Source organism: Bacteroides sp. 224, from assembly GCF_010500995.1.
Lineage (GTDB): Bacteria > Bacteroidota > Bacteroidia > Bacteroidales > Bacteroidaceae > Bacteroides.
The window spans coordinates 282,494-309,150 of sequence record NZ_QVMK01000002.1 but is presented as its reverse complement, the minus strand read 5'-3'; the positions used below and the strand labels follow the sequence as shown (position 1 = coordinate 309,150).

At 42.0% G+C, this 26,657-nt stretch carries 14 protein-coding genes; 13 read left to right on the top strand and 1 reads right to left on the bottom strand.

What is annotated here, in order from left to right; genetic code table 11:
- The first annotated feature begins 65 nt into the window (after positions 1–65).
- The 11 genes from D0T60_RS02595 to D0T60_RS02545 all read left to right on the top strand — a co-directional run bounded on the left by D0T60_RS02595 (position 66) and on the right by D0T60_RS02545 (position 19,646).
- The gene (locus D0T60_RS02595; protein WP_163216581.1) at positions 66–4,082 is read left to right on the top strand and encodes a hybrid sensor histidine kinase/response regulator transcription factor; all 4,017 of its coding nucleotides are present in this window, start codon (positions 66–68) and stop codon (positions 4,080–4,082) included.
- A 143-nt stretch (positions 4,083–4,225) separates the two neighbouring features.
- Positions 4,226–5,230 (top strand): family 43 glycosylhydrolase, encoded by a 1,005-nt coding sequence (locus D0T60_RS02590; RefSeq protein WP_163216580.1) that lies wholly within the window; start codon positions 4,226–4,228, stop codon positions 5,228–5,230.
- A 21-nt stretch (positions 5,231–5,251) separates the two neighbouring features.
- On the top strand, positions 5,252–6,547 hold the full coding sequence (locus D0T60_RS02585) for a Gfo/Idh/MocA family oxidoreductase (RefSeq protein ID WP_163216579.1): 1,296 nt from the start codon (positions 5,252–5,254) through the stop codon (positions 6,545–6,547).
- Complete coding sequence (locus D0T60_RS02580; protein WP_163216578.1) at positions 6,544–6,792, top strand: hypothetical protein; 249 nt, start codon at positions 6,544–6,546, stop codon at positions 6,790–6,792. Before D0T60_RS02585 ends, D0T60_RS02580 begins: the two co-directional genes overlap by 4 nt.
- Before the next feature lie 83 nt (positions 6,793–6,875).
- Positions 6,876–8,288 (top strand): Gfo/Idh/MocA family oxidoreductase, encoded by a 1,413-nt coding sequence (locus D0T60_RS02575; RefSeq protein WP_163216577.1) that lies wholly within the window; start codon positions 6,876–6,878, stop codon positions 8,286–8,288.
- Positions 8,289–8,298: 10 nt separating this feature from the next.
- On the top strand, positions 8,299–9,648 hold the full coding sequence (locus tag D0T60_RS02570) for a DUF1080 domain-containing protein (RefSeq protein WP_163216576.1): 1,350 nt from the start codon (positions 8,299–8,301) through the stop codon (positions 9,646–9,648).
- 225 nt (positions 9,649–9,873) lie between these two features.
- On the top strand, positions 9,874–12,822 hold the full coding sequence (locus D0T60_RS02565; protein ID WP_163216575.1) for a glycosyl hydrolase 115 family protein: 2,949 nt from the start codon (positions 9,874–9,876) through the stop codon (positions 12,820–12,822).
- Positions 12,823–12,865: 43 nt separating this feature from the next.
- Positions 12,866–14,692, top strand: a complete 1,827-nt coding sequence (locus D0T60_RS02560; RefSeq protein ID WP_163216574.1) for a hypothetical protein — start codon at positions 12,866–12,868, stop codon at positions 14,690–14,692.
- Between the two features lie 28 nt (positions 14,693–14,720).
- The gene (locus D0T60_RS02555; protein ID WP_163216573.1) at positions 14,721–16,340 is read left to right on the top strand and encodes a sulfatase; all 1,620 of its coding nucleotides are present in this window, start codon (positions 14,721–14,723) and stop codon (positions 16,338–16,340) included.
- Between the two features lie 20 nt (positions 16,341–16,360).
- A complete protein-coding gene (locus D0T60_RS02550) occupies positions 16,361–18,505 on the top strand; it encodes an alpha-N-acetylglucosaminidase (protein WP_163216572.1) in 2,145 nt (714 codons plus the stop codon).
- Positions 18,506–18,515: 10 nt separating this feature from the next.
- Positions 18,516–19,646: a glycoside hydrolase family 105 protein gene (locus D0T60_RS02545; protein WP_163216571.1), complete on the top strand. Its 1,131-nt coding sequence runs from the start codon at positions 18,516–18,518 to the stop codon at positions 19,644–19,646.
- Positions 19,647–19,811: 165 nt separating this feature from the next.
- Here D0T60_RS02545 and D0T60_RS02540 read toward each other — a convergent pair whose 3' ends face one another.
- Positions 19,812–22,559: an MGH1-like glycoside hydrolase domain-containing protein gene (locus D0T60_RS02540; RefSeq protein WP_163216570.1), complete on the bottom strand. Its 2,748-nt coding sequence runs from the start codon at positions 22,557–22,559 to the stop codon at positions 19,812–19,814.
- A 794-nt stretch (positions 22,560–23,353) separates the two neighbouring features.
- On the opposite strand from D0T60_RS02540, the gene D0T60_RS02535 reads away from it, so the two are divergent.
- A complete protein-coding gene (locus D0T60_RS02535; protein WP_239059481.1) occupies positions 23,354–25,180 on the top strand; it encodes a family 43 glycosylhydrolase in 1,827 nt (608 codons plus the stop codon).
- 69 nt (positions 25,181–25,249) lie between these two features.
- Entirely contained in the window at positions 25,250–26,638 is a 1,389-nt protein-coding gene (locus D0T60_RS02530; protein WP_239059480.1) for an IPT/TIG domain-containing protein, read from the top strand.
- Positions 26,639–26,657 lie beyond the last annotated feature (19 nt).

Here is a 26,657-nt window from a genome sequence, read left to right as displayed (position 1 = left end):
TCTATTTTTATGCCCTTCTTTTGCCTACATTTGGTAACTCAAATCGAAACCGGAATACACGTAGTATGAAGAAGACGCTGCTACTATTAATGTCTTTTATTTGTTGCCAGATAATCTGCCACGCACAAGTGGGGGATGAGCATTATTATTTCAAAAACTTAAGTGTACAAAACGGATTATCCCAGAATACGGTAAATACAATCTTGCAAGATAAGCAGGGTTTTATGTGGTTTGGCACCAAAGATGGATTGAATAGATATGATGGCTTGTCGTTTCGTAAGTTCAAGCACGACGACCGCAGCCAACGGAGCATTGGCAATAACTTCATTACAGCACTCTATGAAGATGCAAAAGGAAAAATCTGGGTAGGCACCGATGTAGGGCTTTATGTATATGATCCGGAGAAAGATTCCTTCTGGCATTTTACAGAGTTGAGTATGGAGAATACCAAGATAGAGCATACTGTAACTGCCATCTCCGGAGACAATCAGGGCTGTGTATGGGTTGCAGTAGAGTCGCAAGGGTTATTCTGCTATGAGTTGGAAACAGGAGAACTTCATAACCATACATTAGAGGACTTTTCTTTTCTTACCACCAATATTCAAACATTTGTTTTCGACAATAGCGGAACACTTTGGATAGGCTGCTATGGCGATGGACTTTTCTATTCGAAAGATCGTTTAAAAACGCTTCATCCCTATCTTTCTCCGGTAGATAATAAACAAATTTATGCAAATGATGCGGTGATATGCTTGGTAAAAGGAGCATATAACTGTCTGTATGTAGGCTCTTCCAAAGGGGGAGTAAAAGAGCTAAATCTCACTTCCAATAAATTGAGCGATTTACTTTCGGTAGATGAATCCGGGGAATCTGTATTTTGCCGTGAGTTGCTAATTGCTTCCGATCATGAATTGTGGATTGGAACAGAGTCCGGCCTTTACATCTATAATCTCCGTACAGGTAAGTATGTACATTTGCGTAGCTCAATTAACGACCCTTATTCCCTATCGGATAATGCAATCTATTCATTGTGTAAAGATCGCGAAGGAGGTGTTTGGATTGGCTCTTATTTTGGTGGCGTAAATTATTATCCTCGCTTCTATACAAAATTCGATAAATACTACCCGAAGGGAACAGAAAATGGCTTGCACGGAAAGCGGGTACGTGAGTTTTGCATGGATAATCAGGGCACTCTGTGGATTGGTACGGAAGATGGCGGATTGAATCGTTTCAACCCTAAAACCAGAACTTTCTCTTTCTTTGAACCAAGTAGCGCCTTTACCAATGTACACGGCTTATGCATGGTGGGCGATAACCTGTGGGTAGGAACTTTCTCGAAAGGGGTGAAGGTAGTAGATACACGCACCGGAGCTATTGTGAAAACATACCAGAAAACAGATTCGCCTCGCTCACTGAACGATAATAGTGTTTTCTCCATTTGCCGAACTACTACAGGAGATGTCTATTTGGGCACTTTGTTCGGTTTGTTGTGTTATAACAAGCAATCCGACGATTTTGACCAGATAACGGAACTGAATGGTCGTTTTGTGTACGATATAAAAGAGGATTCAAGAGGAAACATCTGGCTGGCTACTTATGCAAATGGTGTTTATTGCTATAATGTAAGTGAGAAGAAATGGAAAAACTATTTGCATGAAGACGATGACCCGAACAGCCTTCCGTATGATAAGATATTAAGTGTTTTTGAAGATTCTCACCGGCAAATCTGGCTGACTACACAAGGAGGAGGCTTTTGCCGCTTTCATCAGGAAACGGAAACCTTTACATGCTACAGCTTAGCCGCCGGATTACCCAATGATGTTGTTTATCAGATAGTAGAAGATAAGGATGGGCTCTTTTGGCTGACCACCAATAATGGCTTGGTATGTTTTCAGCCTAACACCGGAGCCATGAAAGTATATACTACCTCCAATGGCTTGTTAGGCGATCAGTTTAATTATCGTTCAAGCTTTATGGCAGAAGATGGTACCATTTATTTGGGAAGCATCGACGGCTTTGTAGCTTTTAACCCCAAGAACTTTTCGGAGAACAAGTCGCAACCCTCTATCGTCATTACCGATTTTCTGCTGTTTGGAAAAGAAGTATATGTTGATGATCCGGGATCTCCATTAAAAAAGAGTATTACCGTTTCCGACGAACTGGTTCTTCAATCTAATCAGAACTCTTTCTCTTTCCGGGTGGCAGCATTGAATTTTCAGGCGCCGAATATGAACCGGATTATGTATAAACTGGTTGGCTTTGACGAAGATTGGCTAACGATTGGAGAAAGTCCCATTATTACTTACTCCAACCTGCGATATGGTAATTATACGTTTCGGGTTAAAGTATCTAATGGAGATGGGGTTTGGAATGAAAACGGAGTGTCGTTGAAAGTACATATTCTTCCTCCTTTCTATCTTTCGGTTTGGGCGTATTGCATATATGCTTTGTTGATTATTGGTTGTTCTTTGTATGCCGTGATCTATTTTAAAAGACGCAGCAACAACAAGCATCGCAGGCAAATGGAGAAGTTTGAGCAAGAAAAGGAACGCGAAGTGTATCATGCTAAAATTGATTTCTTTACGAATGTGGCTCATGAGATACGTACTCCGTTAACACTGATTAAAGGTCCGTTGGAGAATATCATATTAAAGAAACAGGTTGATGCGGAAACACGCGAAGACTTAAAGGTTATGGAGCAAAACACAGAGCGGTTGCTGAATCTGACAAACCAATTGCTCGACTTCCGTAAAACAGAAAGTCAGGGATTCCGATTGAACTTTGCGAAATGTAATATAACAGAAGTATTGAAAGAAACGCATCTGCGCTTTACCTCTCTTGCTAAACAAAAAGGACTGAACTTTACTCTGCAAGTGCCGGAGAAAGACTTTTATGCCCATGTTAACCGCGAGGCATTTACAAAGATTATCAGCAACTTACTGAATAATGGAGTGAAATACGCTGAATCTTATCTGCACCTATCGTTGGAGGTTCCGGAAGCTGGTAATAATAATTCGTTCCGAATCCGGACAGAGAATGATGGAGTGATTGTTCCGCATGAAATGAGGGAGGAGATTTTCAAACCTTTCGTTCGTTATAATGGCGAAGAGGATGGAACAGTGATTACCGGAACAGGAATTGGTTTAGCCCTCTCTCGCTCATTGGCCGAGCTGCACCAAGGAACACTGACTATGGCAGAAGGAGAAGAGAATAATACTTTCTGCCTAACCTTACCCATTGTGCAAGATACCACCATTACCCTAACACCCGAGCCGGAAGTAGAGATAGATATAGCAAATGCAGTTTTTGTGGAGCAAACCGAAAAGCGGGATAACCACCCCACCGTGTTGGTAACAGAAGATAACCCGGATATGCTTGCTTTTATCGTGCGTCAACTGTCTAAAGAATATACAGTGCTAACTGCCACAAATGGTGCGGAGGCATTGAAAGTACTGGATGGCAATTACGTAAATCTGGTGATTAGTGACATCGTAATGCCTGTTATGGATGGTTTTGAGTTGTGCAAGACTATTAAATCGGATTTGAATTATAGCCATATCCCTGTTATATTGCTGACGGCGAAAACAAATATTCAATCTAAAATAGAAGGAATGGAGTTGGGGGCCGATGCCTATCTTGAAAAACCTTTCTCTGTGGAATATTTGCAGGCTTGTGCTTCCAACCTTATTCAAAACAGAGAGAAGTTGCGCCGGGCTTTTGCACAGTCTCCTTTCGTGGCTGCTAATACTATGGCCTTAACAAAGGCTGATGAGGAATTTATAAAGAGATTGAATGATGTTATTCAGGCGAATTATGCCAATCCGGAATTCAGTATGGATGATATGGCAGTTCTTTTAAATATGAGTCGTTCCAACTTCTATCGGAAAATGAAAGGAGTGCTGGACCTTAGCCCCAATGAGTACCTCCGCCTGGAACGTCTCAAGAAAGCAGCTCAGTTATTGAATGAAGGAGAGAATCTGGTTAATGAAATCTGCTATATGGTAGGATTTAACTCTCCATCTTATTTTTCTAAATGTTTTCAGAAGCAATTTGGTGCATTACCAAAGGATTTTGTGAGTTAATTATATTATTATGATCAAATGAAAATTGAACACAGAGACACAAAGACACAGAGACGAAGAGTTTTCTTTTTAATAACTCTGTGACTCCGTGTCTCTGTGTTCAACTTAACATAAACTAAACAAAGAGTATAAAGAATAATTTGATGAAAAGGAAAGTAAATTTATTCGTTTTAGCGTTCGTATTAAGTGCTTTTTTTTCTGTAACCAAAGCACAGGTTAAACCTTCTATGAATTACAAGAATCCCGTTGTAGAGGTAGGCATGCCCGACCCCACTGTGATTAAAGCCGCCGACGGCTATTTTTATGTATATGCTACCGAGAGTACACGGAATGTTCCTATCATGAAGTCTAAAGACTTGGTACAGTGGACATATTGCAATACAGCTTTCACCAATAAAACCCGTCCTAAGTTTGAACCTCGCGGAGGAATCTGGGCACCGGATATTAATTACATAAATAATAAATATGTGCTCTACTATGCCATGTCGGTATGGGGAGGCGAGCAAACTTGTGGAATTGGCGTGGCTACTTCCGATAGTCCTCAGGGTCCTTTCACCGATCATGGAAAGTTGTTTCGTAGCAATGAGATAGGCGTACAGAACTCTATCGACCCCAGCTTTCTGCAATACAAAGGTAAGAACTACCTGGTTTGGGGAAGCTTCCGGGGCATCTATGTGATAGAACTAACGGCCGATGGCTTATCTGTAAAGCCTAAAGCAAAGAAGAAACAAATAGCAGGAACCGCCTTTGAAGCAGCTTATGTGCATAAACATGGCGATTATTACTACCTGTTTGCCTCCATAGGAAGCTGTTGCGAAGGTCTTAAAAGTACCTATCATGTAGGAGTAGGACGCTCTAAAAAGGTATGGGGACCTTACAAAGATAAAAATGGTAAGTCGATGATGGAAAATGGTTATTTGCAGGTGATAGGTTCAAACGATCATTTTGTGGGTAATGGTCATGGCTCTCAGATTATCCGGGATGATGCCGGGCAAGATTGGCTTTTTTATCATGGCATCTCCAAAACAGCTCCGGAAAAGGGACGAATCTTATTGTTAGACCAAATAAAGTGGGATAAAGACGGATGGCCTTATGTAGAAGGGGGATCTCCTTCTTACGAATTTCAAAAGGCTCCTGTGATAAAATAATAAAGTTAAAGAATACCCAGAATGAAACCTACATCTATTAGCAGGCGAGACTTCCTAAAGAATTTAGGAATGGCCGGCGCCGGCACTTTAATGGCAGCAAGTCCTTGGCTTTCTGCTTTCTCGGAGGTGGTAAATACCTCTAATGAAAAATGCCGTTTGGCAGTAATTGGTCCCGGTTCGAGGGGACGTTTCTTAATGAGTTTTCTGGTTAAAAATCCGAAGGTAGAGATTGTTGCTTTGTGCGATATTTATAAACCCTCTGTGGATGAAGCACTGAAACTTGCACCGAATGCCAAAGTATATGGCGACTATCGGGAGCTTTTGGAAGATAAAGCGATAGATGCTATACTCATCGCTACTCCGCTGAGCTCGCATTGCCAGATTGCGTTGGACGCTTTCGATGCAGGAAAGCATGTATTCTGCGAAAAGACAATCGGCTTCACTATGGATGAATGTTACCGAATTTACCAAAAGCACCGCAGCACGGGAAAAATATTCTTCACCGGACAACAACGCCTGTTCGATCCTCGCTACATCAAAACAATGGAGATGGTTCACGCAGGCACTTTCGGCGATATCAATGCAATTCGTACCTTCTGGTACAGGAATGGCGATTGGAGGCGTTCAGTTCCTTCGCCGGGATTGGAACGTTTGATTAACTGGCGCCTTTATAAAGAATTCTCTAAAGGACTAATGACGGAGCTGGCTTGCCATCAACTTCAAATTGGCAGCTGGGCATTGCGCAAGCTTCCCGAAAAGGTAATGGGGAATGGTGCCATCACCTACTGGAAAGATGGTCGGGAAGTGTACGACAATGTGAGTTGTATATATGTATTCGACGACGGTGTGAAGATGACATTCGATTCTGTTATCTCCAATAAATTCTATGGATTGGAAGAACAAATCATGGGTAGCCTCGGCACCATAGAACCCGAAAAGGGCAAATATTACTTCGAGAGTGTACCTGCCGCACCGGCCTTTCTGCAAATGGTGAATGACTGGGAGAATAAAGTATTCGATTCTCTACCCTTTGCCGGAACAAGTTGGGCACCGGAAACGGCCAATAAGAATACCGGAGAGTTCATCATCGGCGAACGTCCCAAATCGGATGGATCATCTTTGCTGGTAGACGCGTTTGTAGAAGCCGTTATCACACAAAAACAACCGGAAAGAATTGCAGAAGAAGGTTACTACGCAAGTATGCTTTGTCTATTAGGACATCAGGCATTGGAAGAAGAACGCACGCTTTACTTCCCGGATGAATATAAAATAGATTACCTGAATCATCAATCCGTAAAAACACCCGACGCAGTATGAAAGACACCCTTATAACCGCTCGACGGAAAAAAATAGAGCTGATTACTTTACTGATTTGTTTTGTTATTGCCAATTTAGTACACCTCTATGCCATTGTCACTTATCGTGCATCTTTTACGGAGTTGATAACCTCTGCTTTCTATATAATTCTATTTACATTTGTGCTTTATGGCTTTTGGAGTGTTGTACGTATCCTCTTTTATGGGGTGAAGGGATTGATTAAAAGCAAGAAAAGCAGGGCATAGAATAGATTATAAGATTCTTCGTCCCAAAGGGATGGGTGAATTCTCGAAACATTTACTAATACACTAATATCAATGAAACATTTATGGTAACAAGAAGAGATTTTCTAAGAACCATGTCTCTGGCTTCCGCCGGATTGGCAGTAGGAGCCGGCGATTTGCTGAATGCTCAAACTCTTTCTTCTAAAAAAGGAAAAGGAGACAAAGTCAAGATCGCCTATATCGGTATCGGAAACCGTGGCGAACAAATCATTGGAGACTTTGAAAGAACCAATATGGTAGAAGTAGTAGCTTTATGCGATGTGGATATGGGAGCCAAACATACTCAAAAGGTTATATCCAAATATCCGAAAGCGAAGCAATTCAGAGACTTCCGTCAGATGTTTGATAAAGCCGGCAATGAATTTGACGCGGTAGCCATTGCTACCCCCGACCATTCACACTTTCCCATCAGTATGTTGGCATTGGCATCCGGCAAACACGTCTATGTAGAAAAACCACTTGCGCGTACCTTCTACGAAGCGGAACTATTGATGCAAGCCGCCCTGAAACGTCCCAACCTGGCTACTCAGGTAGGAAACCAAGGACATTCCGAAGCAAACTACTTCCAATTTAAAACCTGGATGGATGCAGGAATCATTAAAGATGTAACTGCTATCACTGCCCACATGAATAACCCCCGCCGTTGGCACAAATGGGATACCAATATCTACAAACTCCCTGAAAGTCAGCAACTCCCGAAAGATATGGATTGGGATACCTGGCTTGGAGTAGTTCCCTTTCATGACTATAATAAGAAATATGACCAAGGCGAATGGCGCTGTTGGTACGACTTTGGGATGGGTGCCTTAGGAGACTGGGGAGCACATATCCTTGATACAGCTCACGAATTCCTTGAACTGGGCTTACCTTACGAGATTAATATGCAGTACGAGAAAGGGCACAACGATTATTTCTTCCCTTACTCTTCTACCATTCTTTTCCGTTTTGCACAACGCAAAGGAATGCCGCCGGTAGATATCACCTGGTATGATGGTTTGGATAATCTTCCTCCTATCCCCGAAGGCTATGGCGTTTCCGGATTGGATCCAAACATTCCTACTACCAATCAGGGAAATACACCTGCTGCCAAACTAAACCCCGGAAAGATAATCTACTCCAAAGACTTAACCTTTAAAGGAGGTAGTCATGGAAGCACCTTGTCTATCATTCCCGAGGAAAAGGCTAAATCAATGAAATTGCCGGAAGTGCCGAAGAGCCCATCTAACCACTTTGAGAACTTCCTGTTGGCATGTAATGGTGTTGAGAAAACACGTTCACCATTCGAAATCAATGGCGTATTAAGTCAAGTATTCTCATTGGGAGTAATGGCACAGCGACTCAATACGCAGTTGTTCTTTGACAGCCGCACCAAGCAGATTACGAACAACGAATTTGCTAATGCGATGTTAGCCGGGCTTCCACCACGTAAGGGATGGGATCAATATTATAAACTATAATAAATAAACCATGAAGAAAAATATCGTATTAACTTTACTCTTATTCTGTGTTGCATCCTTGTCTGCACAAAACTGGGAACCCCTTTTTAATGGCAAGAACCTGAAAGGATGGAAGAAACTGAATGGCACAGCCGAGTATAAAGTGGTAGATGGTGCCATTGTAGGTACATCTAAAATGGGAACTCCTAACACTTTCCTCGCTACTACTAAAAACTATGGAGATTTCATCCTTGAGTTTGATTTCAAGATAGACGACGGCTTAAACTCTGGTGTACAATTCCGTAGCGAAAGCAAGAAAGACTATCAGAAAGGTCGTGTACACGGCTATCAGTTTGAGATTGATCCTTCCAAACGTGCTTGGTCGGGTGGTATTTATGATGAGGCGCGCAGAAACTGGCTTTATCCTTTGACACTAAACCCATCAGCAAAAACAGCTTTCAAGAATAACGCATGGAATAAAGCTCGTATCGAAGCTATTGGTAGCTCCATTCGTACCTGGATTAACGGTGTACCTTGTGCCAACGTCTGGGATGATATGACCCTTTCCGGATTCATTGCTTTGCAGGTGCACGCCATTGGCAATGCTTCCGACGAAGGAAAAACTGTAAGCTGGAAAGACATTCGCATTTGTACAACAAATGTAGGCAATTACCGCACACCGGATGCACAGGCTGCCCCTGAGGTGAATGTAATCCCTAACACCCTTTCTCCGAATGAAGTAAAAGAAGGTTGGGCTTTATTGTGGGATGGCAAAACAACCAACGGCTGGAAAGGAGCCAAACTTTCAACTTTCCCCGAAAAAGGCTGGAAGATGGAAAACGGTATCCTGAAAGTTATCAAAAGCGGTGGAGCTGAATCGGCTAACGGAGGCGACATTGTAACTACCCGTAAATACAAGAACTTTATCCTGAAAGTAGATTTCAAAATCACCGAAGGTGCCAACAGCGGTATTAAATACTTCGTTAATCCCGGTTTGAACAAAGGCGAAGGCTCTGCCATTGGTTGCGAGTTCCAGATTCTGGATGATGATAAGCACCCCGATGCAAAGTTAGGTGTAAAAGGAAACAGACAGTTAGGTTCATTGTACGACCTGATTCCTGCGCCTAAAGATAAACCTTTCAACAAGAAAGACTTTAATACAGCTACAGTTATCGTAAGAGGCAATCATGTAGAACATTGGTTGAACGGCGTGAAGCTGATTGAGTACACACGCAACACCGATATGTTTAACGCATTGGTGGCATACAGCAAGTATAAAAACTGGCCAAACTTCGGTAATACCGAGGAAGGCAATATTCTTCTTCAAGACCACGGTGATGAAGTATGGTTTAAGAATGTGAAGATTAAAGAGCTTAAATAAAACTATATTGCTTATAGCATCAGCATAACTTGCCAGTAGGAAACAAGTAGTTTGCCAGTAGCAAATAAAGTGTTTCATACTGGCAAGTAAGCTATCTCAAAGTAGCAAATAAAGACTTTACCCTCCATTTGAACATATTTTGCTATTTATAGGTCTATTTCTTTTATTCTATCTTTTCATTTTTACCTTTATTTGCAGCATTAATTGTATATCTAAAAGGTTATTATGAAAAATAGAATGATTCTCGCTGGGCTCTTTTGTTGTAGTTTGCTTTCGGTAGAAGCACAAGTATCACTCCATAAAGGAACCGGGAAAAATAGTTTCCCTATTGTCTCTTCATCCGGGAATGCCATCATTTGTTATGATGAAAAGGATGCCAGTGTAATCCATAAAAGTACATCTTTGTTTGTAGAGGATGTGCATCTTGTAACCGGACAAGAGTTGAAGAAAGAAGCAACAACTCCCGGAAAAGTATCAGCCCGCCATGCCATAATTGTTGGAACCATTGGAGAAAGCAAATGGATAGATGCCCTGGCTGCAAAGAATAAAATAGATACCACAGCTATCTCCGGAAGTTGGGAACGGTATATGGTGGAGATAGTCAACAACCCTGTTCCCGGTATTAAGAAAGCGATCGTTGTTGCCGGAAGCGACAGGCGCGGTACAGCTTACGGACTTCTTTCCATATCCAAAGCTATCGGCGTATCCCCCTGGTATTGGTGGGCCGATGCTCCGGTTAAACAGCAGAAACAACTAAGCGTAAAAGTAGATAAGTTTATCTCCAAAGAACCCACAGTTAAGTTCAGAGGAGTATTTATTAATGATGAAGACTGGGGACTTTACCGCTGGTCTAAAAATAACTTTGAGAAAGAACGCGGCAACTTCGGTCCCAAAACTTATGGAAAGGTTTGCGAATTGCTGCTTCGCTTGCAAGCCAACTATCTTTGCCCTGCCATGCACGATGCCTCTATGGCCTTTCACCGTATTCCCGAAAATCGTTTGGTGGCAGACAGCTTTGCCATCGTTATGGGTTCTTCTCACTGCGAGCCATTACTCTTTAATACCGCCAGTGAGTGGAAACGCGATAAAATGGGCGAATGGGATTATGTTGGCAATAAGGACGGTGTAAATAAAGTGTTGAAATCTCGTGTTGTAGAGGCTGCCCCTTACGAAAATGTGTACACCCTTGCCCTGCGCGGATTGCACGACCGTGCCATGAACGCCAGCAATAACATGGCCGACAGAAAACAAATGCTTCAGGATGCACTGATGGCACAACGGCAAATGCTGGTAGATGTCACAGGTAAACGTGCCGAAGATATTCCCCAAGCCTTTACTCCCTACAAAGAAGTACTGGACGTATACGATCAAGGACTGGAACTCCCCGATGATGTAACCATCATCTGGCCCGACGATAATTACGGATATATGAAACGTCTGAGCAGTCCGAAAGAGCAAAAACGTTCCGGTCGTTCCGGCGTTTATTACCATTCTTCTTATCTGGGCAAACCCCACGATTACCTTTGGATGAATACTACTTCGCCCACCCTTATGTACGAAGAACTGCGGAAAGCATACGATATGACTGCCGACCGCATTTGGTTGTTGAATGCCGGTGATATTAAATCTTGTGAATTTGTGGCCGATTTCTTCTTAACCATGGCCTTTGATATCGACTCCTTCAATTATGAAAGAGCCGCCGACTATCGTACCGAATGGTTGTGCGGCATGTTGGGCGATGAATATCAAAATGAATTTCGGGATATGACTAATGCTTTCTACAAACTCGCCTTTCCTCGTAAGCCCGAATTTATGGGATGGGGCTATCAGTGGGCTACAGACAAGCATGGAAACGAACGAAATACCGATACCGATTTCTCACTGACCAATTACCGCGAAGTTGATACTCGTTTGGACGAATACCGTCGGATAGGAAGTATCGCAGAGAAGATTCTACATGCGCTGCCCGAAGAAAAGAAAGCCTGCTATTATCAGTCTATGTATTATCCGGTTAAAGGATGCGAATTGCTAAACCGTATGATCCTGACCGGGCAGCGAAACCGTTGGTATGCTATCCAACAAAGAGCAGCGACCGAGCAATTAGAGAAAATGACGAAAGCCTGCTACGACAGTCTGGATGTCATTACAAAAGGATATAACTCCCTACTCGGTGGAAAGTGGGATCATATAATGACCATGAAACAAGGATTTGCCGCTTCTTACTTCAAACTTCCGGTATTGAGGAAAGCCGATTTACAGTCTACTGCCTCTTTAGGCGTATTGGCAGAGGGAGAAGATGTACTAAAAGGACAAAAGAGTTTCCACGCATTGCCCGCTTTCAATACCTATTTCCGTCAATCTTACTATGTAGATGTCTTCAATAAAGGCGGTGCTCCATTGAAATGGAATACAACTGTTTCCGATCCTTGGATTCTGTTAAGCAAAAAAACCGGATCAACTGCTACCGAAGAACGCGTAGAAGTATCCATCGACTGGGCAAAAGTTCCTATCGGTGAAAGGGTATTCGGTACCCTCGAAGTTACATCTGACCGGGGCGAGAAAGAGCAAGTTTATATTTCCGTGTTCAACCCTTCCTTCCCCTCTTTAGCTGAAATGGATACCCTGTTTGTAGAACATAACGGATATGTTTCGATAAATGCCGCCGGTTTCCACCGAAAGGTAGAGAATGACGATATAAAAATGATAACCATTCCTAACCTGGGCATAGAGAATACAGCCATTCAGTTAGGAAATCCCATCGCCAAACCCCAACGAACCGCCGGACGTAGCACCCCACGCCTGGAGTATGACTTCTATACTTTCGAACAGGGTTCTGTAGATGTATACACCTACGTGCTTCCCACCTTTATATTAAGCAAAGATCGCGGCTACGCAGGCCACGAAGCCACCAACGTAGAAACAAAATACGGGGTATGCATTGACGAAGGTCCTGTTATGAATCCGTCTACTTCTTCTTTTGAATATGCACAAATCTGGTACGAAAGCGTATTGAAGAATTGTAGAATCAATAAAACAACTTTGCATATTGATAAGCCGGGCAAACATACGGTGAAGATTATCTGTGGAGATGCCGGGACGGTGTTGCAAAAGATTGTTTTGGACTTCGGAGGAATGAAGCGTTCGTATTTGGGGCCGCAGACGACGAGATTGTGATTGTAAGAGATGTATCATAAACTATATCTTAAATAACTATACCATGAAACAACTACTCAAAGCCATTACCTTATTAACCCTTATCTCCTGCCTGTTTATCGCTTGCGGAGGTAGCGACGACAATGACATAGGCGATGGAGGAAACAAGAATGAAATTCCCGGAAAAGAGGAAGAAGAGGAAAAGGAAGAAAAACCGAAGCCCATTATCTCCCATATTACCCCTATCGGCTATCTGAATCAGGGAACTTTCACTGTTAATTCGCATGTAGATGTAGTTTCCCGTTCTTCATTAATGATGAATTACAGAACGTATGTCCAACCGGGAGAAAGCGCATTGGGTGTTAGCACTCCTCACTATCCGCGAATCAAAAAGATGCTGAATGGTAGTTACATCATGTTCTACCATAATAACCAGATTGGAGCAAGTTGTTACTATGCCATTAGCTGGGATTTGCAGACGTGGAGCAGTAAAGGCAAACTATTTAGCAATTATAGTATTACTGATAGTAAAGGAGATAAGAATGAACGGCGTTATTCCACCTGCGACGGGGTAGTACTTGCTAACGGCGATGTACTGGCTGTTGTATCCTATCGGGCAAATAGTGGATATCGGGAATTGCCGAAAGATGCCGGCCTCGAACTAAGGCGAAGTAAAGATAATGGCCTCACTTGGGGCGATCCTATTCAAATCTATCAGGGGGTGAACTGGGAGCCCTATTTACTACAATTACCTTCGGGAGAAATACATTGCTATTTCACCGATAGCAGTCGCACCGGCATTGAAGGAAAAGATACAGGTACCGCCATGGTAGTATCTAAAGATGGTGGGCAGACATGGACTCCTTCCTTCGGGAATATTCCCTATTATGTGTTGCGCATGAAATGGACACAGAATGGAAAAACCTACTTCAATCATCAAATGCCATCTGTAATCAAACTAAATGGTAATAATGAGTTGGCTGCGGCGGTAGAGACTAACTATCTGGGTACCTATTATATATCACTTGCCTATTCGGGCGAAGATGGTGAGTGGGAACATCTGAATGCCGATCAGGAAGGTCCGGAAGACAGTAAGAACCGCTCTTTCGAAGGTAGTGCGCCCTATTTAGTTCAGTTCCCATCGGGCGAGACTGTTCTGTCGTACAATAAATCTTCTACCTTTTATATGAAAATGGGTGATGCTACTGCCCGCAACTTTAAAGAAGTCTATGCACCATTTTCCGGTAAAGGTTTTTGGGGATCATTGGGGCTGATAGGTTCTCATCAAATAGTAGGTACTATGCCTAATACAGACAACAAAAGTATAATGATGGCGCAATTCATTCTTAATCATCAGATAGATGCTACACAGCGAGATGTGAAAGTAGATGGTGACAATTCGGAATGGGCAACTACGGATCATGCGCTCTTTGTAGGTAGTAAGTCGCAGGCGCAGGGTACTCTCCGTTGTTCGTGTGATAAGGATAGCGTCTATTTTCTGGTCGAAGTATTGGATAGAATTGCAAACGAAAATGATTATGCAACAATTTATATAAGTCCTGTAACAGAGAATGATAAACTAACAAATGCAGCCTACCGGATCAATGTATCAAGGACCGGATTGAAAAGTACGGAAGTTTACGGAAGTACATGGGGTAAAGCCAATTTGGGAGTATCTGCAGTTACCGTTTTATGTGATGCATCAAATTCCAATAAGAGTGATCAATATGGATATGTTACAGAGATTTCCATCCCACGTTCCAAGCTACGAATAGAATCGGGAAAAGTAATGGTTAATTTCTCAATCTCTGATAGTCAGGGTGGGGAAGAGGCTATTAGCAGTACTTCTTCAACGAGTACGGCAAAGTGGATACCTATAATCGGGCTATAAAACACTGTATAACTAAAATAACTATTCTATGAAATATGTAACCAGCGCAGTTCTTCTATCATTAAGCTCAGGAGCATTCTCCGGATGTAGAGTAAAGGAAGAACCACTCAAACGCCCGAATATCTTATTTGTGATAAACGATGATCAAAGCTATGCCCATACCAGCTTTGCCGGATGTCGGTTTGTCAAAACGCCCGGATTCGATAGAGTAGCCTCTAACGGAATCTATTTTGAGAATTGTTATGGCGGTTCTCCCGGAAGTGCCCCTTCTCGAAGTGCGTTGGTAACGGGTCGACATCACTGGCAAAATAAGCAAGCCGGACAGCATGCATCTTCTTGGATGAAAGAATATGTTCCCTTTGTCGACCTTTTAGCATCAAATGGCTATCACATCGGATTTACAGGCAAGGGAGTAGCCCCTTTCCAATATGCACGGAATGACAATGATTCCTTATGGAGAAAAGGGAATGCAGCCGGAAAACCCTACAACAAACATCGCTATAAAAAAGACGATCCTTCCGATCCACGTACGGCCGGAGGAATAGAATCAATCAACTATTATGAGAACTTCCGTTCCTTTTTGCAACAACGGGAAGAGGGACAGCCTTTTTATTTCTGGTACGGATCTACCGAACCCCATCGTGCGTACGAAAAAGGTTCGTGGAAACGTAATGGAAAGAACCTCGATCTGGTAGATGTTCCCGACTTTTTGCCTCCTTCCGAAGAGGTGAAAGGAGATATGCTCGACTATGCAGTAGAGATAGAATGGGCTGATTCGCATTTATGCGAGATGCTGAATTACTTGGATTCCATAGGCGAACTTGATAATACCATCGTTATGGTGACGGCAGATAATGGGATGCCTTTCCCTCGGGCAAAAGCCAATTGCTTTGAATATGGCGTACACGTTCCAATGGCCATCAGCTACCCGAAAGGATTTCCCGGCAAACGTCGGGTGAGTGATCCTATTGGTTTCGCAGACATTGCCCCAACTCTTCTCGAGATGGCAGGGGTTGAACCCGACGGAATGCTCCCTATCACCGGGCGAAGTTTCGTGAATATACTCAAATCGAAAAAGGCAGGAGTAGTAGACGATATTAAAAGATATGCATACATGGGCCGTGAACGACATTCATCTTCCCGATGGCAAAATCTGGGATATCCGCAACGCGCTGTTCGCAGTCAGGATTATCTGTTAGTCTGGAATGCAAAGCCTGAGCGTTGGCCTGCCGGAGCTCCGCAAACAATGAACAAGGAAACTGGCGAACTATACCCCATGTATGGTGTACAGGAAGACGGAACCTATCACAGAGATTGGGCCTTTTCAGATTCGGATGACGGACCATCTAAGGCTTTCTTAATTGAGCACTATAACGACCCTGCCATCCATCCTTATTTTGAATTGGCATTTGACAAACGTCCCGAATTTGAAATCTATCATCTGGAAAACGACCCCTTCTGCATGGAAAATCTGGCAGGTAAAGCGGCGTATGCTTCCATTGAGAAAGAATTGAAGGAAGTTTTATTCAACGAGTTGAAACGCTCGGAAGACCCTCGCGTGGTAGGCCCTGATAAGGAAGTGTTTGAATCTTATATAAGATATAGTGGAATGATGCGAGCATTTCCAAAGCCGGATTGGATGGAATAAAACATACTTATAGATAAAATATGAAGAAATACTTTTTACTCTTACTCTTCTTACTTTTGCACACAGCCATAGAGGCGAACCCCATCAAAGGCACCCTGGAACGCATCCAGAAAGGACTTTCCAAACGATTCAATGTAGAGATTCAATCTGCTTCCAATCAGGAAGATTATTTTGAATTATCCGGTGGAGGGAAGAAAGTAACCGTTCGTGCCAACAATTATGTAAGTGCGGCTTTCGGAATTAACTGGTATCTGAAATACTATTGCCATGCCAATCTTTCTTATTGCGAAGACCAATTGCCTGAATTGCCAACAGAGTTACCGGCTGTGAAAGAACGCCATTCAACTACACTTACCGACAACCTCTATATGAACTATTGCACGTTTAGCTACACCACTGCCTTCTGGGACTGGAAACGTTGGGAGCGTGAAATAGATTTAATGGCTTTGAACGGCATCAATATGCCTTTGGCTATGGTGGGAGCAGAGGTAGTTTGGCGAAATACATTATTGAAGTTCGGATATACCTTACCCGAAGTAAAAGAATTCTTATGCGGACCAGCCTATTTCGGCTGGTTGTTGATGGGGAATCTGGAGAACATTGGCGGTCCCTTACCCGATGAATGGTTTGCCGAGCAGACTGCATTGCAAAAGAAAATCCTTACCCGTATGCGCGAGTATGGCATGAAGCCTGTCTTTCAAGGTTTTTTTGGTATGGTTCCCTCCTCGTTGAATAAGAAATATCCGGAAGCACGCTTGGTGGAACAAGGACAATGGAATGCCCTTCAACGTCCACCGGTATTAGACCCTTCCGATCCGTTGTTTGAGCGCATGGCCAAAGTGTGGTATGCCGAATATGAAAAGCTTTTTGGTAAAGCCGATTTCTTTGGAGGCGATCTCTTCCATGAAGGTGGAAAGACCGGAGGAATCAATGTTGCGGAAGCCGCCACACAGGTGCAGAAAGCCATGAAGCAGTATAATCCGCAATCAATTTGGGTCATCCAATCTTGGTTGGGGAATCCCAAAAAGGAATTGTTGGCAGGGCTTGACAAAGATAATACCCTGATTGTAGATCTGGCAGCCGAGTTCTGGGATAATTGGCGCAAGCGAGAAGGCTTTGAAGGCTTCCCCTGGCTGTGGTCGCACATCTCTAATTATGGTGGAAATATAGGGCTGCACGGACGCTTAGACGCAATCGCGCTTGGTCCCGTAGATGGTCAGAAAGACCCAAAGGCTTCTTTAAGCATGAAAGGTACCGGGTCCACTCCGGAAGGGATTGAACTGAATCCGGTAGTGTTCGACTTGGTGAATGAAATGCGTTGGCGTTCTGAACATCTTGATGTAGATAAGTGGTTAAGAGAATACTCAGTACGTCGTTATGGTGCAGAAGATGAAAACCTGCAAGAAGCCTGGAGCATCTTTCATCGTACAGCGTATGGAACATATCCCGGTCACCGTCGCCCCTCAGAGTCTGTGTTTTGTGCACCTCCCAGCTTGAAGAGAGATAAAATAACTGCTTCTGCCTGGAGTCAGTGCCGAATATTCTACGACCCTAAACTATATGCTCAGGGAGTGGGACTGTTTTTAAAGAGTGCAGATCAACTAAAGGACAAAAAGACTTATCAATATGATGCCGTAGATTTTGTACGTCAATATTTAACCGACTTAGGCAGAGAGGCATACTACCATTTGGTAGATGCTTTTAACGGAAAGGATAAAAAGCAGTTTGAATATTGGTCCGAACGGTTCTTGCAACTGATTCGCGATCAGGATGAACTATTATCTACCCATGAACGCTTTTTTGTGGCGCGTTGGCTGGACATGGCTCGTGCAAAATCCAAGCGTCCGGACTTGCAGAACTTATACGAACACAATGCCCGAATGCTAATTGGGACATGGACGGAAGGCCGCACTCCTGTACGCGATTATGCACATAAAGAATGGGGTGGGATGTTGAAAGACTATTATCTGCCTCGCTGGTCGCATTATATTGCCGACTTAAATGAGCAGTTAAACGGAATAGCAGTCGATGCTCCGGATTCATTCCAAGCAGAAAAGACTTGGGTGAATACGTATAATACCTATACTTTTGAAGTGCACGCAGACCCTGTGGAAGTAGCCAAGAAGATGTATTGTAAATATATAAACCAATCTATCCATTTTTAATAATTTGAATATGAAAAAGAAGAATCTTACTATTTGTTCATTAGTCGTAGCTTTATGCTTAGCGACGAGTGGGCTCACCGCCCAAAACTATTTCAAAGACTTTCCGGTAAAAGCCGACCCTAAGACTGTAGGAAATAGGTTAAGCAAACGTTTGTTGGAAACCAAACATCAATTATATTTTGATAAAGGGATACATTACGCCGAAGTCTGCACCTGGTATGGAGCACTTCGCTTTGCAGAGTTGACAAACAATAAAGAGCTAATCAAGCAATTGAGAAACCGTTTTGAACTACTGTTTCATTTAGAGAAAGACCTTCTTCCTCCTCCTATTCATGTAGATCAAAATATGTTTGGCTGCTTGCCCTTGAGATTTTATAGCATCACCAAAGACGAACGCTATAAAGAATTGGGCTTGCCATACGCCGATACTCAATGGACATTGCCCGACAATGCTAACGATGAAGAAAAGAAATGGCATAAAAAAGGCTACTCTTGGCAAACCCGTCTTTGGATTGACGATATGTATATGATTACCATTGTGCAATCAGAAGCTTATAAAGTAACCGGAGATCCTAAATATATCAACCGAGCCGCCAAAGAAATGGTCTTATATCTGGACGAACTACAACACGATAATGGCCTTTTCTATCATGCCCCGGACGTACCTTATTACTGGGGACGCGGAGACGGCTGGATGGCAGTAGGCATGACAGACCTTTTAGCCAGCTTACCAGCAACCGACAAAAACCGTGCACGCATCATGAAAGGCTACCTCTTGATGATGAACAACCTGAAAAAATATGTAAACCAGGATGGACTTTGGAATCAATTAATAGACGAACCTGATTTCTGGACAGAAACATCCGGATCAGCGATGTTTGCGTATGCCATGATGGTAGGTGTTAAGCATGGATGGTTAAATAAAGATGAGTTTGCCCCGGTTGCTCGTAGAGCTTGGCTCAACTTGTGCAACTATATAAACGATAAAAACGATCTTACCGAAGTTTGTATCGGAACGGGCAAAAAGAACAGCAAACAATATTATATGGATCGCCCTCGCATAGCTGGCGATTATCATGGACAGGCACCGATATTGTGGTGTGCGTATGCGTTGTTGGACATGGAAGAACAATCAAAATAAAGCTCATTTATCCCTTTGCTGCAAACTTCAACTTGTTTTTGCTGCAAAGTGCGACTTGGGTTTGCTGCAAAGTATAGGTAGTACTTTGCAGCAAAGACAGGTTGAAGTTTGCGGCAAACCCAAGTCGCACTTTGCAGCAAACCGGAAACGATCTTTAAAATACTGTCAAATAGATGTTATTAGAAGCCTTCCTGCCTTATTCGTTTCAGGTAATGTAATCTCCAACAGCCCCGGATAATAAGATCTACTTTTCACCTCTTTCCCATTAAATAGAACTTGGTATGTTTTCTCCGGGTTCATACACACAATCACACAACGTTCATGAGGCATTGTTGAATCATCAAAAGACAATTTCGCCTGATACTCTGTGTAGTCCTCATTGAAATGATCATCCGAGATCCATACCTCAAAACCTGTTGATACCTTCCCTATCCGATAATAAGTAGCAAACCAATTCAGTATCGGAGACGATAATCCGGAGAATTGATGCCATCCCGCTCCCCGTTGAGAAGAGATAATAAAATGTTCGAAGGTATAATAACTCTCCCGACATTCTTTCTCCCATGTATTTAAAGCAGTATTAGCTACATGATATGCTTTTTCCCCTTCTCCAAGATCCAGCAATGCTTTCCACACCATCCATTGATGAGGAAACCAGACTGCTCCATTCCAATACCCATCCGGACGGAAGTACGAAGCAGACTGATCAACAGTTGAAATGCCTACGGGAGTCCACATCTCCTGCGGAGAGAAAATGTGATTGATCATTCTGTTTGTCTGTTCTTTGGAAGATATGTTGGCAATGAGTGGGCTTACTCCGTCTAACCCTTTATTGAAGTTAGAACCATCTTTGTGCCGATAGATTCCTTTTGCTTCTCCGTCTGCATCATGCAATACATAGCCGAAGTAGCCACTTTCTTCATCCCACGAATGAGCCTGTAAAGCATCTGATAGCTGTTGGATGATTGCATCATACTCTTTTATATCTTTTTTGATCCCCAACTCTTTAGCTGCTAAACGTAATATCTTCGCTGCCCGGATATAATAGGCCGAACTAACTACCGGGGTGGTAGAGGCTTTATCTCGCAAGGCGTGTTGAGGGGGATAATCGTCCCAACCGCCGGAATTGTAGAAGTAATCCCAAGTGCGTAACAGTCCCGAACCCTTCATGCGGGTAGTAGAATAAGGACTATTCCCCACCATAAAATCAAAGAATTGCTTGAGGCGTGGGTATAAGAACTGCAAAGCTTCCCGCGATTGTGTGTTATTCCATAAATCATAGTATGCATACATTTGTATGGGCAGTGGCGTTCCGTGATGAATAAATGCAGATTCGCTTCCTACCGGAGTGGTATAGGCACGGATGCATTCAAAAGCTTTGGTAATGTCGATGTCTATGAGTCCCAAAGCAATAAATCCCGAATCCCATGTATACAGACTGTTCCAGTTTTTACCGGGAGTGAAGTGTCGGATGTACTCTCCTTGTGTATGAACCGGATAAACAATATTAGATAACAAAGCCGATTGTAGCAATTGATGTCCAAATTCATATTTCTTTCCCTCTGTTAATGTCTTCTCTTCAGATTGAGTAGAATCTCCCTCGGCTTGTGAAATGAAATGATCTGGTGTGGCATGAAACGCGCGAATTCCTTCACTAACCTGCTCGGAAGTGCCGGTGCAGATGAGTGCATAGATTGTTTGTTCGGAATGAGGAGCCAATACGATAGGACGTAAAAAAGCATTGGAATAATGCCAGGCTCTATTACCGATTAATCTTGATGAAACATGATCATGCGTCTTTTTGCGGAAGAAGGATTCTAAATTATCATCCAGTACTTCTCGAATCTCAGATTCCGGAAAATTCCAGGCTAAGCCATAGTAATTGTCACATCCCGGATATTTCAATATAAAATCCTGTTTGGCTTTTCCTCGTTTAATTTCAGGAGTAAAGGATAAACCTCTTGGCACTATTTTGAGTTGATCCATTTCTTCTTCCGTACCTACAAAGAAACCATCCAAATCGGTGCTGTGTGTACCTTCGGAGTAAAGTTCTAAAGTGTACTTCCCGGGCTTTGGGCAGGAATAAGGAAGAGAGGCTATCGTATATTCGCCGGTTCCTTTGAGTTCCAGATTGCTCTCAACCATTCCTTTCACCTGAAAGGTAGCTGTCTTGCCTTTAGGGGTATGGTATCTGAATCCAATCCTTCCTTTTTCTTTTCCCGGAAGGATGTTTACCTCATAAACCACTTTGTCGCCTTTATCTTTTCCGAATCCTTTGCCCAACACAAAACCACCGAGAGATTGTGACGTTTTCATCTCGTTTCTTTTCCATCCGTCGTACACCAAATTATATTGGGGCGATTTCCGTACAGTTTCATTAGATACATAATCAGTAGCTTTGTACCATTGTAGTGCCGTATCTTCGGAAATTTTGAATTGAGGTTGTTCGGATTCATAATCCAAATAAGCCATCAAGTTAAGCACCAGATTCTGGTTGGCAGTTGTATTATTCACGCAACGCATGCCTACCAACGTGCGATGTTCGTCTAATATATAATAGGTGACATCTGTAAATACACGATCTTTCCATTCCATTTCATAGCGATAGGTAATGCGATTCATGGCTGCATTGATATCCCATGGATAGTAAGAAGACTCAAACAGCACATGTGGTATAAGTTGGCGATTGCGGTAGTAGCCCGGCATTACCGAAAAGTCAAAACGCATACCCGCTTGTATGTTCGGTATGTGAGAAATCCCCGCATAACGTTTGGAATAAGGTCCCCATACTTGTAAAGTGGTAATATCATGACTGTTGTTAAAACAGGAAGGGGGAATCGTTTCTTTTCCGAAGGCAGATGTTGCCTGGAAAAGAATGATTAGAAGAATTAATAAAGGTTGTTTAGTTTTCATATAGTGTGTATAAAAGTTGGTTGTAGCAAACTTAGATAAAAATTTACTATTTATAAGCGAGTCTGATAAAAGAATAGCTTATTTTATGCAAACAAGACCAACAATATGTATCTTCATAAAAAAGTTTCAACTCAATTCTTATGAATCAATACTGTGGTCTTGATGTACACAAAGATATTTTGGAGATTATAACTGACGAGTATAATAATTAAACTAAAATGTGACTTGTTTAAAATAGGGTCAGACCTAATGCTTCAAAAGGTCGGACTTAATGAGGCATTAGGTCCGACCTAAAAAATGCCCCCACAAATAACTGTTTTTACTGCAATTTAGCACTTCCACAATGCAGTTTTGGTTTCTACTATTTAATATTAAACGAATTGTTCAGGTAAATGCTGATTTTACTTCTGTTAAGAACAAAACAAACTGTTCAATAAAAGCAAAATATTGTTCAAAACAAGTGTAGAAAAGCGCTTTCCAGCCCCTCTCCTGTGCGTTTTTATAGGTTGAAGTGAGTTTGGGACTAATCTTCCATTTATTGACCTATTTTTATCATTATTAATATATGAAAACCCCTACATTTGTTTAACCCAATTGGGCTGGTATATAGTTTTTCAGGTTTAAATATCATTTGGTAGAAAGAATACAGAGTATTAGTATACGGTGAAAGACGGTTTGAAGGATAACACTTTTATGTATTGAAACACACTAAGTCTTACTTAAATCTATCATGTATAGTGAATAGCAAATTAACTAAAAGAAACCTTCAAAGGAATAGCACAATGTGCTTATTGATGGCAGGACTAATCCTAATCCTGTCTTGTGGTTCAGACAATGATGATCCGAACGGTGGAACCGGAAATGCAACCAACTTGTATTTACAGATTCAACCCAGTGGATTGAATGTGGTGGAAGTCTCCAGCAGAGAAGATAGTCACGTAGTTCCTCTCCAAGTAAAGGTGATAGGAAATGGCACTCATTCGGACTTTACGGCTCAAATAAACTCATGGACGGAGGATGATCTGGTAGCTTATAATAATAAGGAGAAGAAATCTTATGCACTTCTACCATCATCTTTATACTCCCTTAGTTCTAAAGAACTGGCTTTTAAGCAGGGAGAAACTGTGGTAGATGTGGAGATTAAATTCGCTCCCTCTAATGTGTTTAATGAATTTAAGAAACATGGATCCGAGTATGTAATAGCATTGAAACTTACTTGTGATAAACTGAAAATCAGAGATAGACAGGGAGATATTCTTTTGCCTATTTCTTTTGATTATCCTATCATTCATTTCGCAACCTCCGTTGCAGAGGTAAGTGTGACTAAAGATCAGGTACCTGTTACTATTAATACCGTTTTTGACTTTAAGGAGAACGGGAAAGCAATAACAAATCCATGGAATTTTGCCTGCAAGTTTAGTGTTCCGGCTAATGCCGAAGAACTGGTTGCTGCCTACAATCAAAGTTATAAAACCTCTTGCCAACTTTTGCCTGCAAATAATTACGATTTAGGTGAAGGCGCTTCTTTCCAAACAGGCAACAATCAAGGCACCGGAGAAATAACCATTAAGCGTGAAGGATTAGCCGTTGTGAGTTATCTGTTGCCTTTAAAATTAGACGAATGTTCAAATGAAGGAGTGGTTTGTCGCGACGAAATATGCTATCTTCAGGTAGGCAAAACCTATAGCAATCCGATTATAACTGATAAGAGTGTGCCCGATCCTTGTGTGATTCGTGCTAATGACGGTTACTTCTACTTATATGCTACTCATACCGATAAATACTGGATGCCTATTTACCGTTCAAAGGATTTGGTGAATTGGGAGTATTTACGAACAGCATTTACTAACGCCACCAAACCAACTCTACCAGGTGGAGGATCGTTTTGGGCTCCGGAAATTAAATATATCAATGGAAAATATGTACTCTATTTTTCTTGGGCTAAAATGAATGGAGCAGATGTTAGTTATACGGCTGTGGCAACATCGGATAGTCCTTTAGGGCCTTTCGTGCCCAGTATAGAATTGATAGGTAATGCCGAATTTGGCTCGAATGCTATCGATCAGTTCTACTATGAGGAGGATGGAAAGAAATATATGTTCTTCGGAAGCTTCAAAGGCATCTTTGTGGTAGAACTGGCCGACGACGGTCTTTCTGTGAAACGCGACATCAATGGAAAACCCGTTTTGAAGAAGCAGGTATGCGGAAACGCTTTCGAGGGTACCAATATATATAAAAAGGATGGCTATTACTATCTGTTTGCCTCTATAGGCAGTTGCTGTGCAGGTGTAAACAGTAGTTATAAAGTAGTGGTAGGTCGTTCCACAAATTTGTTAGGCCCTTATTTAGACAAAACCGGAAAAGACATGCTCAATAATGCCTGGGAACTTGTATTGGAGGGCGATGGGCAAAAATGGATCGGTCCCGGTCACAATGCAGAAATTATCCGGGACGACGAAGGCACTGACTGGATGATTTATCACAGTTATGTGAAGAAAAACAATGCAGTAGGAGGTCGCTTAGGCATGCTGGATCGCTTGCATTGGAGTGCTGATGGTTGGCCAACTATAAAGAAGTGTGTGCCATCCAGTTCGGATTTGATTCCTGTGTTTTATGATTAAACTAATTCTAATGAAAACAAATAATAATTTAATGAGAATTGCATTTATTAATTTTAAAATCAATGTATTATGAAAATGAAAACAAGAAATCATGGTTGGCGATTCCTGTTGGGAACGTTAGCATTGGTTAGTTTCTGCTTCGTGGGTTGCAGTGATGATAACGAAAAAGGGGAAGCACCTTTTGATCCGGGGAAACCGGTGGTTATCTCTGACTTTACGCCTAAAGAAGGTGGCTTAAATAGTCGTTTAGTTATCTATGGAGATAATTTTGGAAATGATGTATCTAAAGTGAAGGTAAGAATTGGTGGAAAGGAATCTGTAGTAATTGGTGTAAAAAATCAAAGTTTACATTGTTTTATTCCAGCCAAAGCATTTGATGGTGATATTGAAATTACGATCCTAAACGATCAAGGAGAAGAATTGGCTTATGCGGAAGCTGCCGAAAAATTTGTGTACCAAAAAAATGTGTTGGTAACGACTTTTCTTGGAACTACTTATGAGAATAATACAAAGTATGATGTAAAGGATGGACCTTTTGATGATTGTGGTGGGTTTGATCAGATGGGATGGATGGTTTTTGATCCGAATGATCCTGATATGTTATATATATGTGGAAATACCTCAAAAAAACATCGTATAGTCAATTTTAAAACAGAAAGAGTGGAATCCATTAAATTTTCTGGAGATGCAGCTGACGATTGTAATGTTTTTGAATTTTCTAAGAAAGGGGAACTTGTTGTCGTTAGAAATGCTACTAAGGATGGAATAAAGGGCATATTCTTTTATAACGGACAAGGTTATCAGAATCTAACAAAGGCTCTTAATGCCCGTGGTTGCAGAGCTGCTGCTACCCATCCTATCAATGGGGAAATTTATACTACCCGATATGATAAAGGTTGGATTGGTCGATATGATCCGGAAACTGATGTGTATGAACCGAGTAAACTACCTTTGCCTTACTCTTCTATTCAGGCTTGGCTTATGATTCACCCTACCGGGAAATATATGTATATGACAACAGGAGAAAGAAATGCTATATTCCGAAGTAATTATGACGAGGAAAATAAAACATTCACTGCACCTTATCTGGCTTGTGGGAAATATGACAAAGATACGAAAGATTGGAAAGATGATGTTGGTGGTAATGCACGTCTTCGTATCCCAAGACAAGGTTGCTTTGTGAAAAATCCAAAGTATGCAGGTAAGGAAGATGAGTATGATTTTTATTTCTGTGACAGAGATAATCATTGTATTCGTATTCTGACACCAGAAGGTAAGGTAAATACATTTGCCGGACGACCGAATGGAGATGGTACCAAAGGATATAACGATGGGGCATTACGTACGGAAGCCCGTTTTAATGAACCGGTATGTATTGTTTATGATGAAAAAAGGGAATGCTTCTATGTAGGAGATAATCTAAATCGTCGTATTCGTAAAATTGCCTTAGAAGAATAATAAATGATTAACACACATT

Excerpts from the sequence above, each read along its gene's own strand:
- D0T60_RS02595 (WP_163216581.1), top strand. The coding sequence starts at position 66 with ATGAAGAAGACGCTGCTACTATTAATGTCTTTTATTTGTTGCCAGATA.
- D0T60_RS02590 (WP_163216580.1), top strand. The coding sequence starts at position 4,226 with ATGAAAAGGAAAGTAAATTTATTCGTTTTAGCGTTCGTATTAAGTGCT.
- D0T60_RS02585 (WP_163216579.1), top strand. The coding sequence starts at position 5,252 with ATGAAACCTACATCTATTAGCAGGCGAGACTTCCTAAAGAATTTAGGA.
- D0T60_RS02580 (WP_163216578.1), top strand. The coding sequence starts at position 6,544 with ATGAAAGACACCCTTATAACCGCTCGACGGAAAAAAATAGAGCTGATT.
- D0T60_RS02575 (WP_163216577.1), top strand. The coding sequence starts at position 6,876 with ATGGTAACAAGAAGAGATTTTCTAAGAACCATGTCTCTGGCTTCCGCC.
- D0T60_RS02570 (WP_163216576.1), top strand. The coding sequence starts at position 8,299 with ATGAAGAAAAATATCGTATTAACTTTACTCTTATTCTGTGTTGCATCC.
- D0T60_RS02565 (WP_163216575.1), top strand. The coding sequence starts at position 9,874 with ATGAAAAATAGAATGATTCTCGCTGGGCTCTTTTGTTGTAGTTTGCTT.
- D0T60_RS02560 (WP_163216574.1), top strand. The coding sequence starts at position 12,866 with ATGAAACAACTACTCAAAGCCATTACCTTATTAACCCTTATCTCCTGC.
- D0T60_RS02555 (WP_163216573.1), top strand. The coding sequence starts at position 14,721 with ATGAAATATGTAACCAGCGCAGTTCTTCTATCATTAAGCTCAGGAGCA.
- D0T60_RS02550 (WP_163216572.1), top strand. The coding sequence starts at position 16,361 with ATGAAGAAATACTTTTTACTCTTACTCTTCTTACTTTTGCACACAGCC.
- D0T60_RS02545 (WP_163216571.1), top strand. The coding sequence starts at position 18,516 with ATGAAAAAGAAGAATCTTACTATTTGTTCATTAGTCGTAGCTTTATGC.
- D0T60_RS02540 (WP_163216570.1), bottom strand. The coding sequence starts at position 22,559 with ATGAAAACTAAACAACCTTTATTAATTCTTCTAATCATTCTTTTCCAG.
- D0T60_RS02535 (WP_239059481.1), top strand. The coding sequence starts at position 23,354 with ATGGCAGGACTAATCCTAATCCTGTCTTGTGGTTCAGACAATGATGAT.
- D0T60_RS02530 (WP_239059480.1), top strand. The coding sequence starts at position 25,250 with ATGAAAATGAAAACAAGAAATCATGGTTGGCGATTCCTGTTGGGAACG.